This is a genomic window from Empedobacter sp. UBA2044, from assembly GCF_002333005.1.
In the GTDB taxonomy this organism is placed as follows: Bacteria; Bacteroidota; Bacteroidia; order Flavobacteriales; family Weeksellaceae; genus Empedobacter; species Empedobacter falsenii_B.
The window spans coordinates 53,957-64,946 of sequence record NZ_DDBA01000036.1; the positions used below are offsets into that span (position 1 = coordinate 53,957).

General features: G+C 32.0%; 15 protein-coding genes. 9 read left to right on the top strand and 6 right to left on the bottom strand.

The window, feature by feature from the left end; translation table 11 throughout:
- On the top strand, positions 1–183 hold the full coding sequence (locus tag B4E59_RS06370; protein ID WP_219033680.1) for a hypothetical protein: 183 nt from the start codon (positions 1–3) through the stop codon (positions 181–183).
- On the opposite strand, the gene B4E59_RS06375 is transcribed toward B4E59_RS06370, so the two are convergent.
- The 4 genes from B4E59_RS06375 to B4E59_RS06390 are packed head-to-tail and all read right to left on the bottom strand — an operon-like array spanning position 180 to position 2,308.
- Positions 180–632, bottom strand: a complete 453-nt coding sequence (locus B4E59_RS06375; RefSeq protein WP_219033681.1) for a peroxiredoxin — start codon at positions 630–632, stop codon at positions 180–182. The two genes, B4E59_RS06370 and B4E59_RS06375, sit on opposite strands and share 4 nt — an antisense overlap.
- Positions 629–1,039, bottom strand: a complete 411-nt coding sequence (locus B4E59_RS06380; RefSeq protein WP_125350508.1) for a 6-pyruvoyl trahydropterin synthase family protein — start codon at positions 1,037–1,039, stop codon at positions 629–631. Before B4E59_RS06380 ends, B4E59_RS06375 begins: the two co-directional genes overlap by 4 nt.
- Positions 1,040–1,051: 12 nt before the next feature.
- Positions 1,052–1,567 (bottom strand): isopentenyl-diphosphate Delta-isomerase, encoded by a 516-nt coding sequence (idi, locus tag B4E59_RS06385; protein WP_115001587.1) that lies wholly within the window; start codon positions 1,565–1,567, stop codon positions 1,052–1,054.
- 27 nt (positions 1,568–1,594) lie between these two features.
- Positions 1,595–2,308 carry a biotin--[acetyl-CoA-carboxylase] ligase gene (locus tag B4E59_RS06390; protein ID WP_219033682.1) on the bottom strand — a complete coding sequence of 238 codons (714 nt, stop codon included), beginning with the start codon at positions 2,306–2,308 and terminating at the stop codon, positions 1,595–1,597.
- Between the two features lie 93 nt (positions 2,309–2,401).
- Here B4E59_RS06390 and rsfS point away from each other — a divergent pair, with 93 nt between their 5' ends.
- The 6 genes from rsfS (at position 2,402) to B4E59_RS06420 (ending at position 7,386) form a co-directional block, all read left to right on the top strand.
- Positions 2,402–2,770 carry a ribosome silencing factor gene (gene rsfS / locus B4E59_RS06395; protein ID WP_038331822.1) on the top strand — a complete coding sequence of 123 codons (369 nt, stop codon included), beginning with the start codon at positions 2,402–2,404 and terminating at the stop codon, positions 2,768–2,770.
- Between the two features lie 22 nt (positions 2,771–2,792).
- On the top strand, positions 2,793–4,805 hold the full coding sequence (ftsH, locus tag B4E59_RS06400; protein ID WP_291052105.1) for an ATP-dependent zinc metalloprotease FtsH: 2,013 nt from the start codon (positions 2,793–2,795) through the stop codon (positions 4,803–4,805).
- Positions 4,806–4,935: 130 nt separating this feature from the next.
- Positions 4,936–5,541, top strand: coding sequence for a hypothetical protein (locus tag B4E59_RS06405; protein ID WP_291052108.1), 606 nt, complete (start codon positions 4,936–4,938; stop codon positions 5,539–5,541).
- 2 nt (positions 5,542–5,543) lie between these two features.
- Positions 5,544–6,392: a phosphatidate cytidylyltransferase gene (locus B4E59_RS06410; protein ID WP_291047112.1), complete on the top strand. Its 849-nt coding sequence runs from the start codon at positions 5,544–5,546 to the stop codon at positions 6,390–6,392.
- Positions 6,389–7,039, top strand: coding sequence for a phosphatidylserine decarboxylase family protein (locus B4E59_RS06415; RefSeq protein WP_219033686.1), 651 nt, complete (start codon positions 6,389–6,391; stop codon positions 7,037–7,039). The genes B4E59_RS06410 and B4E59_RS06415 overlap by 4 nt, the downstream gene beginning before the upstream one ends.
- A gap of 83 nt (positions 7,040–7,122) precedes the next feature.
- Positions 7,123–7,386 (top strand): hypothetical protein, encoded by a 264-nt coding sequence (locus B4E59_RS06420; protein ID WP_291052113.1) that lies wholly within the window; start codon positions 7,123–7,125, stop codon positions 7,384–7,386.
- 19 nt (positions 7,387–7,405) lie between these two features.
- On the opposite strand, the gene B4E59_RS06425 is transcribed toward B4E59_RS06420, so the two are convergent.
- Together B4E59_RS06425 and recR are read right to left on the bottom strand one after the other, a co-directional pair.
- A complete protein-coding gene (locus B4E59_RS06425; protein ID WP_291052116.1) occupies positions 7,406–8,476 on the bottom strand; it encodes a glycosyltransferase family 2 protein in 1,071 nt (356 codons plus the stop codon).
- A gap of 1 nt (position 8,477) precedes the next feature.
- On the bottom strand, positions 8,478–9,092 hold the full coding sequence (recR, locus tag B4E59_RS06430) for a recombination mediator RecR (protein WP_291052119.1): 615 nt from the start codon (positions 9,090–9,092) through the stop codon (positions 8,478–8,480).
- Positions 9,093–9,199: 107 nt separating this feature from the next.
- On the opposite strand from recR, the gene B4E59_RS06435 reads away from it, so the two are divergent.
- On the top strand, positions 9,200–10,729 hold the full coding sequence (locus tag B4E59_RS06435; protein WP_291052122.1) for a sodium:solute symporter: 1,530 nt from the start codon (positions 9,200–9,202) through the stop codon (positions 10,727–10,729).
- 2 nt (positions 10,730–10,731) lie between these two features.
- Positions 10,732–10,990, top strand: a 259-nt coding sequence (locus tag B4E59_RS06440) for a hypothetical protein (RefSeq protein WP_291052125.1), incomplete at its 3' end; no start/stop codon positions are given.

Below are 10,990 nucleotides of genomic sequence, written 5' to 3' on the forward strand. Positions count from 1 at the left end.
ATGAAACAAAATATCATTTATAGTATCATTTTCTTTTTCGTGTTATTTGGACTAAAATATTTGTTCGATAAAAGCGATGTGCAAACAATGTTGGTTTATTCGGCAATTGGAACGGTTATCTTTTTTATTTATCGAGTTGTCATAAGAAAAATGTTATACAAACAAAAAGACCAAGAAAACTAATTTCCTTGGTCTTTTTTTATTGCTTGCATTGCTTCTTCAATGTGCGTTTCGGCTACATTTGAAACAATGTGTTTAATTAATTTTCCTTGTTTATTGAATACAAAAGTTTCTCGCGGTGTGATTAAGCCAAATTTCTTTTTGATTCCCAACAACTTCGACAACTTTGCTCCTTTATCAGAAAGCAACGGAAAGTTTAATTGATGTTTTGTATAAAACTTCTCGTGAGAAGAAGTTGATTGTCCATTTATTCCGACAATCACAGCGTCTAAAGCATTGAAATCTGCATTTACATCACGAAATTGACATACTTCTTTTGTACACATTGGCGTAAAATCCATCGGATAAAAGAATAAAACAAAATATTTTTTGTATAAAAATTCGTCCGAATTAAACCAATTTCCTTTGTTATCCTCCAACGAAAAGGTTGGAATGTGATCGCCTAATTTCATTCGCCTGCGTATTCTACAAAATTACGTGGAGTTTCGTATAAGGTTACTTTCAATTCTAAATCGGTCGCTAATTTTGCTCTAATTTTATTCCAAATCAAAATCACAATATTTTCGGCAGTTGGATTGATAGTTTTAAATTCTTCAATATCAACATTCAGATTTTTATGATCCAAATAATCTTCAACTTCAATCGCAATAATTTTTCGTAATTCGTCCAAATTCATCACAAAACCAGTTTCTGGATCAACTTCGCCTTTCACCGCCACAATAATTTCGTAATTATGCCCGTGATAGTTTGGATAAGAACATTTTCCGAAAACTTCAAAATTTTGTTCGTCGCTCCAATTCTTGTTAAACAATCGGTGCGCAGCATTAAAATGTGCTTTTCTGTTGACAGTAACTTTCATCTGTATAAATTTTTATTCTTCGATATACGAAACGTAATGTTCAAAAATTATTTTGAACCAAGCTGTATAATTCTGAGGATTTTTTTCCATATCTTTTTTCAAATCATCCAATTCTACCCAACGATAGGCCATCACTTCATCAGGATTTAGCTTTGGTTCATCATCAAATGTTCCGATAAAAACATGGTCTAATTCATGCTCGATCAAATCATTTTCTAAATGCGCTTTGTAAATGAAATTAAATTTATATTCTAATTCGCAATCAAATCCCATTTCTTCTTCCAAACGTCTGTGCGCCGCTTGTTCGTAAGTTTCGTTATCGCGCGGATGACTACAACATGTATTCGTCCACAACGTTGGCGAATGGTATTTGCTCGCAGCTCGTTGCTGAATCATTAATTCTCCTTTGGAATTGAATACAAAAACAGAAAATGCACGATGCAACAAACCAGCTACATGAGCCTGTTGTTTCTCCATCAATCCTAATTTTTGATCGTCCTGATCAACTAAAACTACAAATTCTTCCATTAAACAAAAATAGCCTTTTCTATAGGATTAAAAAAGAAGTTCGATTTCTTTGTGCTTAAATTCTCTCAATTCTTGATTGATTTCTATCAGTAAATTTCCCGCTTCATTTACATCTCTAATAATTCCGTCCACTTCTACTCCATCCAATCTAAAATGCGAAATTTCATCTTTTCTAAACAGATTATCTAAATAAGTTTGATGAATTTGTTCAAAATTTTTCTCTTCTAAAATTGAATATTCATTTTCGAAATAATGTATTAAATCTGCCAAAATTTCCTCGATGTCATATTCTTTGTCAGTTACTTTTCGAATAGATGTTGCTTTTGGTAAGTGATTAAAATCAGCTTGATTGACATTAATTCCTATTCCGATTACAGAATTCATAATTCCATTGGAACGATGATTTTCGATTAATATTCCACAAACCTTTTTATCATTTAAAATGATATCATTTGGCCATTTTACGTTAGATTTTGGATGAAATTGTTTTAAAAATAGACAAATAACATTCGAAATCCATTCATTAAAATAAATTAATTCTTGAAAACTATAATCCGTTTTCAGCAAAAAACTAAAGGTTAAATTTTCTCCAGCGACAACTTTCCACTCATTTCCTGCGTAACCTTTTCCTTTTGTTTGATTTTTAGCATGTATGACAGTCCAACTATTGGCATCTTTTTTGGACAAATCCACCAAGAACTCATTCGTATTAGGCAAAGAATCAAAACTAATTAAATACATTTTTTTTACTATTTTTATAGAGTGGTTAAAGTTATTTTAAAAAGTTTAAACTTTAATAAGGATTCACTAAATTTGCGAATTACAAAATAAAAGATGATAGATACTCAATATACAAAAGACTTGCTAGATAGCATTGTTGACGGAATTACAAATGTTAAAGGAGAAGAAATTACAATTCTAGATTTACGCGAAATTGAAAATGCATTTTGTCAATACTTCGTTATTTGTACCGGAAACTCGAATACACAAGTTAGTGCTTTAGCAGGTTCGATTGAAAGAACTGTAAAAACAGAAATGTCAGAAAGACCTTTTCATGTAGAAGGAACACAAAACAATCAATGGGTTTTGTTGGACTACACAAATGTTATTGTCCATATTTTCCAAAAAGAATACAGAGAATATTACGATATCGAAAGTCTTTGGGGTGATGCTGTAGAGACGCGTATCGAAATGGAATATTAATCATAACTGAAACCAAAAAAAATTGAAAAAAAATAATTTTAAACCTTCGGGGTTTAATCCTACATGGATATATGCCATTATTGGATTATTGCTGATTGCCTTTCTATTATTTTCTGATAACATTGGAGGTGCCGGCGGAACTACTAAAAATATAGACCGTACGACTTTCCTTTCTTATGTAGAAAAAGGTTACGTAAAAGAAGCGAATCTAGAAAAAGAATCAGGACGTGTAAGTGTATATTTAACGGACGCAGCTCTGAATACTGAAGAATTTAAAAAGTTTAAAAAATCAAACGAAACTTTAAATCCTTTTGCTACAGGCGCTCCAAACTTTATTTTCAATGTTGCTGATGCAGGAAATTTTGAAAAAGACTTTTATGCTAACGTAGAAAAGAGTCCGAATAAAACTGCCGTTCTTAACACACAAATTTCAAATGGTTTTGGAAGTTTGTTTATGAATCTTTTCATTTCATTAATTTTCTTCGGATTAATCTACTTCTTACTATTTAGACGAATGGGCGGAGGCGGATCTGCTGGAGGTGGCGGAGGAATTTTCTCTGTCGGAAAATCAAAAGCGAAATTATTTGAAGGTGATGATCATATCAAAACAACTTTCAAAGATGTTGCAGGTTTAGAAGGTGCAAAAGAAGAAATCGAAGAAATCGTTGAATTCTTGAAACATCCAGAAAAATTTACAAAATTAGGTGGACGTATCCCAAAAGGAGCTTTATTAGTAGGACCTCCAGGTACAGGTAAAACCTTATTAGCAAAAGCTGTTGCTGGAGAAGCAAAAGTTCCTTTCTTCTCGTTATCAGGATCAGATTTCGTAGAAATGTTTGTGGGGGTTGGTGCATCTCGTGTACGTGACTTATTCAAAAATGCAAAGGAAAAATCTCCTTCAATTATCTTTATTGATGAGATTGATGCCATTGGTCGCGCACGTGGAAAATCAAACTTTACAGGTTCTAATGATGAACGCGAAAATACATTAAACCAATTATTAACAGAAATGGATGGTTTCGGAACAGAATCTAACGTAATTGTGATTGCTGCAACGAACCGTGCTGATGTATTGGATAAAGCATTGATGCGTCCAGGTCGTTTTGACCGTATTATTCATGTTGATTTACCTGAATTAAACGAACGTAAAGAAATCTTCGCCGTTCACTTACGTCCATTAAAATTAGGTGAAGATGTTGAAATCGAATTTTTAGCAAAACAAACTCCAGGTTTCTCTGGTGCAGATATATTCAATGTTTGTAACGAAGCAGCTTTAGTTGCTGCTCGTAAAAACAAAGACGTCGTAGAAAAACAAGACTTTTTAGACGCTGTTGACCGTATTATTGGTGGATTAGAGAAGAAAAGTAAAGTGATTAAACCTTCTGAGAAAAAACGTATCGCTTATCACGAAGCTGGTCACGCTACAATTGGTTGGTTAACAGAACACGCTGCTCCATTGGTTAAAGTAACTATAGTTCCTCGTGGACGTTCGTTAGGTGCCGCTTGGTATTTGCCAGAAGAAAGACAAATTACAACGACAGAACAATTGTTAGACGAAATGTGTATGACAATGGGTGGTCGTGCTGCTGAGGAAGTTGTTTTCAATAATATTTCTACTGGTGCATTAAGTGATTTGGAAAAAGTTACAAAACAAGCTTCTGCAATGGTTAGTATTTACGGATTGAACAAAGAAGTTGGTAATGTTTCTTATTACGATTCATCTGGACAAAATGAGTATGGTTTCAGCAAGCCTTATTCAGAACAAACTGCTCAGGTAATTGATAAAGAGGTAAAAACAATGATCGAAGCTCAATATGATAGAGCAAAAGATATTTTACGTGAACATCGCGATCAATTAGATGTTTTAGCTCAAAAATTAATTGAGAAAGAGGTGATCTTTAGAGAAGATTTGGAAGAAATTTTCGGACCAAGAAAATTTGTAAACGAATTAGATCAAATCGAAGAAAAACAAGAAGAGGTTATAGAAGCTGATTCAGAACAAGTTGTTCAACCAGAATCTGGAAATGATATTTAATCAAATTCATTCAAAATAATAGAAAAAATCGTCCAAATAGGACGATTTTTTTTTTACTTCTTATTATATTGTTAAAATTTATTACCTTTAGGCTGTAATTGATTAATTTCATATAAAATCATGAGTTTTCATGTGGAAAGCAATTAAAAACCTACTTAAAAAAGCTACTGAAAAATCAGCAGAGAATTCAGATGATAATCACATTGATTTATTTCATCCAAATTATGCTGACCAAAAAATTTCTATAGATGAAGTATTTGCTACAAATTTTAATGTAGGTGGTGGACATTTTTTATTTTGTGATAATATAGAGGAGGCTTCTAAAAACCTTAAAGAGATTGTCAATTACGAAAATGTAACCGAATTAATTTGTCCTGATCCAAATTTACAACAGGTTCTTAATTCAGTCAATATTCCTTTTGTCGAAAATCCATGCGATTCTCGTTATACGCTTAGTTTTCTTAGTTGCGAATTTCTGATTGCTTTTGATGGAAGTATTATGTTATCGGCGCATCAAACTTATGGTAGAAATATTGCTGATTTTCCGTCAAATTTTATTATCTATGCACGCCCATCACAATTAGTGGAAAATGTGAGTGTGGCATTACAGAAATTACGAACATTAAAAAAAGACAACCTTCCATCTAAAATAACTTCGATTCGTGGAAAAAATATGCACAAATTTCCCAACGTAGACAACGCGAAGAATATTTATTTGTTATTGGTTGAAGATTAGCTATGAAAAATTTAGCAATTAGAGCTTTCTCTGGACTTATTTACGCACTTATTATATTTTTCGGGACAACGATAGATCCAAAAGGTTTGATTGTTTTGATGATGGTTTTTGGACTTTTTTGTTTGTACGAGTTTTTTAAAATCACTAATCTTACCAATAAACTTTATCAATTAGGAGCACTTTTAGCTGCCTTAGTTGTTTTTGGATATTATGGAAAAGAATTTTTAGAAGCTTTCGAAACTTCAAATCATTACTATTTTCATTTAAAAAGTTTGTACTTCATCATTCCAGTTTTATTTGTTTTTAGTATTTATATTATTTTCAAATCAACCAATGAATTATTGAACGATTTTGGAAAAGCTACTTTAGGTTTAACATACGTTATCGCACCATTTGTCTTAGCATTAACTTTACCTAGTTTTGATTATAATTTAGGTGAAAAAGTGATGCATTACGAAGTGTTTTTCGTTTTCTTATTACTTTGGAGCAGTGATACATTTGCATATTTAACAGGAAACTTAATTGGAAAACATAAATTAGCACCTAAAATTTCGGGAGCAAAAACGTGGGAAGGTTTTTTTGGAGGAATTATCTTCACCATTATCGCTGGATTCTTAATTCAGAAATATTTTGGAGAGAACTTGCACGGAAACTGGATGATTATTGGTTTGATCGTTGCAGCATTAGGTCCATTGGGAGATTTGACAGAATCTAAATTAAAACGATTTTTCAATGTAAAAGACAGCTCTAACCTTATTCCAGGACATGGCGGTTTTTTAGATCGATTAGATAGTTTTATATTTGTCGTACCATTTGTTTATTTATATTATTTATTAGTATATACTTTATGAAACTTCACAGAGAAGGAACAGCAATTTTGATAGGTTGCTTAATTTTATTTGCAATCGCTACAGGAGTATTACATTACTTTTTTCCTGTATATGGTTTTTACTTTGCCTTACCATTATGGATACTTTACGGATTTATCGTTTGGTTTTTCAGAAACCCAATTCGTGAATCAGATTCGTCAGAAAATTGCGTAATCGCACCAGTTGATGGAAAAGTTGTTGTATTAGAAGAAGTATTTGAAAGCGAATTTTTGAATCAAAAATGTATTCAATTATCAATTTTCATGACGCCTCTTAACGTACATGTAACGCGTTATCCTGTGAATGGAAAAGTGATTTATTCGAAATATCATCCAGGAAAGTTTTTGGTTGCATTTCATCCAAAATCATCAGAATTGAATGAAAGAACAACTGTTGTTGTAGAGAATGCAGATCATACAAAAGTTCTTTTCAGACAAATTGCAGGTGCAGTTGCACGAAGAATTGTTTGTTACAGTAAAGAGAATGACGATGCTGTTGCGGGTAAAGAATATGGCTTCATCAAGTTCGGATCGCGTGTTGATATCTTTTTACCACTTGATACAGAGATCAGTGTAAAGGTTGGAGATAAAACAAAAGGTGGAATTCAGAAAATTGCACAATTGAAATAAATCAGTTAGTTGAACTCAATGTTTTTAACTAATTTTGTCAAAACAATTATAATAATATACCCATACAATAAATTTTGTAAGACATGAAAAAATTAATTCTTTTAGTAGCTGTTGCAGCATTCGCTACTTCTTGTAACTCTAAAGCAAGTGTAAATCACGGAGTTCTTCCAGTTGTTCACGAACCAGCTACTGCAGAAGAAATGCACCACAAATCTGAAGCTGCTCACGCAGGTCACGGAAAACATGAGGAAGCTGTTGAAGAAAAACACGAAGAAGTGAAAGATTCTACAAAAACGGCAGAAACTCCGAAAGTTGAGAAAAAAGATACTGTAAAAGCTGGTCATTAAGATTCAGCTTTTTTTGTTTTTATAGATTTATAATCAGTTTATCATCGCCTATTACATAATTTTTATTTTTAGGACGAATATAAAATAAACGTGAAGAAGAGTTGTTTTCAGAAATGATTGATAATATCTCTTGATAAGTAAAAAAACTTGCATCAATTGCAATTTCATTATTTGATAAAGATTTGAAATCTGATTTCTTATCAATCCAAAATAAATTTTCTGCTTTTACTTCTATTTTAGAAGTATTATTAGGTGAATGTAAAGAAAATTTAAATAATTGAATTAAATATTTAATCAAAATTCCCGAACGTAAAAGTTGATAATGCAACCAATTTTTTTGATAATATTTTGCTAAGAAAATCATCATGGCTTCAAAAAAATGTTTATAATATTTTTTATCTTTTTTCGTACTTTCTCCCTTGTAATGTAAAACCGTTATATCTCCTTTATAATAATTTTTATAACCAGCCAATTCTGCACTAAAAGACAAATCTATATCTTCTCCATACATAAAATAACGTGGATCAAATCCTCCAATTTCCTGATAGATTTTCTTCGTGGTGAACATAAAAGCACCAACTAAAATTTCGCAAGGAGCAATTTCAAATTCATCAACTTCTAATTTGTAATAATTATTTTTCTTTGAATGATTAAATCGACTATACAACTTAGAAAATGAATTTTTAGCTGTCGGAATATTACGTTTTGATTCTGGATGAAAATTTCCGTTTGTATCTATCATTCGTACTCCCACAAAACCTATTTTTTCTTTTGACTGATGAAATTCAATCAAAGATTCGAATAAATTCTCTGGAATAATTGTATCTGGATTAAGAATCAGAATATATTCTCCCAAAGCATTCTCAACCCCAATATTATTCGCTTTTGCAAAACCAAGATTTTCATTCTGAAGTAAAAAATTTACAGTAGGAAAAGTTTTTTTTAGGAATATAAAATCAATTTCCGATGAATCATTATCAATTACAATTATTTCGCCATCTACATTTTTTAAAGCTTCCTGACACGAATCAAGACAAAGCTCTAAATGTTTTGGCGCATTATAACTAACAATAATTATCGATAATTTCATTTTAAAATTTATTTTCTGAATATGGGATTCGATGTTGTATAGAACGAACCAACGTCGCTTCGTCTGCATATTCTAACTCATCTCCTACACCAAGACCTCGTGCAATGGTCGAAAAAATAATTTCGGCATTCTTTAATTGTCGATACAAGTAAAAAACAGTTGTATCTCCTTCCATTGTAGAACTTAAAGCAAAGATTATTTCCTTCACATTTTCATTTTGAACACGATCTACCAAAGTTTGAATATTCAATTGACCAGGTCCAATGCCTTCCATTGGAGAAATCTTTCCTCCTAAAACGTGATATTGTCCTTTAAATTGTCCTGTGTTTTCAATTGCCATCACATCGCGCACATCTTCCACCACACAAATTATAGTTTCTTCTCGCAATGGATTATTGCAAATATCACAAATCTCATCATCAGAAATCATATGACAATGTTGACAATATTTAACATCATCCACTAAATGAGAAAGCGCTTCGGATAAAGCCGTCGTTTGAGATTTGGGACGATTTAACATATGTAAAACAAGTCGCAAAGCTGTTCTCTTTCCTATTCCTGGCAAATTTGACATCTCTTCTACAGCTCGCTCTAAAACCTTGCTTGGGTAATTCATTCGTTCAAAAAATTATAGACAACAAATTTACAATTTTATCTTCGGAAAATTAATCTATCATCATTCACTCAAAAATATTAAATTTGGGCTTATTTACTAAATAAATTATGAACTCAACAATTTTACTACTTTGTGTTATCGTATACTTTGTAGGACTTTTAGTGATCTCTTACTTCACCAGTCGAAATTCTGACAATCAATCTTTTTTTAACGGAAACAAAAAAAGTAAATGGTGGTTGGTGGCTTTCGGAATGATTGGGACAAGCCTTAGTGGCGTTACTTTTATTTCGGTTCCGGGTACGGTCGGAAAATTAACTGGTTCCGAATATATTTATGGAGGATTCGAATATTATATGATGGTTATCGGATTTTTTCTTGGTTATTTTATCGTCGCGGGGGTATTACTTCCACTCTATTACCGAATGAATCTAACCTCAATTTACACCTATTTAGGAAAACGTTTCAATGTTGAAGCACATAAAATGGGATCGGTTTTCTTTATTATTTCTCGTGGAATTGGCGCAACAGCACGTTTATATTTAGTTGTAAATGTGTTACAAATATTTTTATTAGACAATTTAGGCGTACCATTTTGGGCAACAACATTTGTCTTATTATTGATGATATTATTATACACGTTCGAAGGTGGAGTAAAAACAATTGTCGTAACCGACACCTTGCAAACATCGTTTATGATCATTAGTTTGATTGCTTGTATTTGGTTTATCCTTTCGCATCTTAATTTATCTGTTGGTGAAGCTTACGATAGGATGCAAGCCAAAAATTATACGCATTTCATTAACTTTGATCCAAATTCGAAAACATATTTCTTAAAAACTATTTTAGGCGGAATGTTTATCACAATTGCGATGACTGGTCTTGACCAAGAAATGATGCAAAAAAATATTTCGGTTGATAATCTTCAAAACTCAAAAAAGAATATGTTGACGTTTGCTGGAACATTATTGATTGTTAATTTAGCATTCCTATTTTTGGGTGGATTGCTTTATTTATACGCAATGAGTGAAGGTGGTTTTTATACTGCTGACGGTTTCTTTATGGAACAAGGCGGACAAAATATTATGGGTGATGATATGTTTCCTGCGCTTTCGCTTTTAGGACATCATTTCCCAATGATTATTTCTGTAATTTTTATTATCGGATTAATTTCTGCTTTATTTCCTTCTGCTGACGGAGCTTTAACAGCAGTTACAAGTTCATATTGTGTCGATTTATTAAACATCAACGAAGACAAAGAAAAATCAGAAAAAGAAAAGAAAAAGATTCGTATTCGTGTTCACTTAATTTTCACGGTAGTTTTCTTTATCTTGATTATGGTTTTTAAAACGATTAACAACAAATCAATTGTTTATCTTGTGATGGAAATTGCAGGTTATACATACGGACCGTTATTAGGATTGTTTGCTTTCGGTATTTTAACGAAACGTAACATTTACAAAAAATATTCAATTATTACAGTTGCGATTTTAGCGCCTATTTTCACCTATATCATCAACGAATTAGTGATTAATTTTACCGATTACAAAATTGGTGTTGAATTAATCATTTTAAATGGTTTATTAACCTTCATCGGTTTATGGTTGGTAAGCTCTAATCGTCAAAAAGAATTAAATTAAAAATGGAAAAGAAATTAAAATTAATCTGGGATTTTTATGGTCCCGATGCTATACCAACTGCAAAACATCATGCAATTCACTTGAAACAATATGCAGAAAAAGAAAAGTTACAAAGTACATTTTCTGAATTTGTAGAGGTTGAACCAGAATATGCAGTTGCTTATTTGGTGGTGGTAGAATCTGAAATGATACAAGTCCGTGACGCTTTGATACCTCATCGTGGCGAATGGCATGTGGAAGAATGTAACGTCCTGAAAAAAT

What these genes read in the sequence shown, in the direction of transcription:
- B4E59_RS06415 (WP_219033686.1), top strand. Translation starts at nt 6,389, where the DNA reads ATGAAACTTCACAGAGAAGGAACAGCAATTTTGATAGGTTGCTTAATT.
- B4E59_RS06405 (WP_291052108.1), top strand. Translation starts at nt 4,936, where the DNA reads ATGTGGAAAGCAATTAAAAACCTACTTAAAAAAGCTACTGAAAAATCA.
- B4E59_RS06435 (WP_291052122.1), top strand. Translation starts at nt 9,200, where the DNA reads ATGAACTCAACAATTTTACTACTTTGTGTTATCGTATACTTTGTAGGA.
- B4E59_RS06380 (WP_125350508.1), bottom strand. Translation starts at nt 1,039, where the DNA reads ATGAAAGTTACTGTCAACAGAAAAGCACATTTTAATGCTGCGCACCGA.
- recR (WP_291052119.1), bottom strand. Translation starts at nt 9,092, where the DNA reads ATGAATTACCCAAGCAAGGTTTTAGAGCGAGCTGTAGAAGAGATGTCA.
- idi (WP_115001587.1), bottom strand. Translation starts at nt 1,567, where the DNA reads ATGGAAGAATTTGTAGTTTTAGTTGATCAGGACGATCAAAAATTAGGA.
- B4E59_RS06410 (WP_291047112.1), top strand. Translation starts at nt 5,544, where the DNA reads ATGAAAAATTTAGCAATTAGAGCTTTCTCTGGACTTATTTACGCACTT.
- B4E59_RS06420 (WP_291052113.1), top strand. Translation starts at nt 7,123, where the DNA reads ATGAAAAAATTAATTCTTTTAGTAGCTGTTGCAGCATTCGCTACTTCT.
- B4E59_RS06390 (WP_219033682.1), bottom strand. Translation starts at nt 2,308, where the DNA reads ATGTATTTAATTAGTTTTGATTCTTTGCCTAATACGAATGAGTTCTTG.
- B4E59_RS06425 (WP_291052116.1), bottom strand. Translation starts at nt 8,476, where the DNA reads ATGAAATTATCGATAATTATTGTTAGTTATAATGCGCCAAAACATTTA.
- B4E59_RS06375 (WP_219033681.1), bottom strand. Translation starts at nt 632, where the DNA reads ATGAAATTAGGCGATCACATTCCAACCTTTTCGTTGGAGGATAACAAA.
- B4E59_RS06370 (WP_219033680.1), top strand. Translation starts at nt 1, where the DNA reads ATGAAACAAAATATCATTTATAGTATCATTTTCTTTTTCGTGTTATTT.
- rsfS (WP_038331822.1), top strand. Translation starts at nt 2,402, where the DNA reads ATGATAGATACTCAATATACAAAAGACTTGCTAGATAGCATTGTTGAC.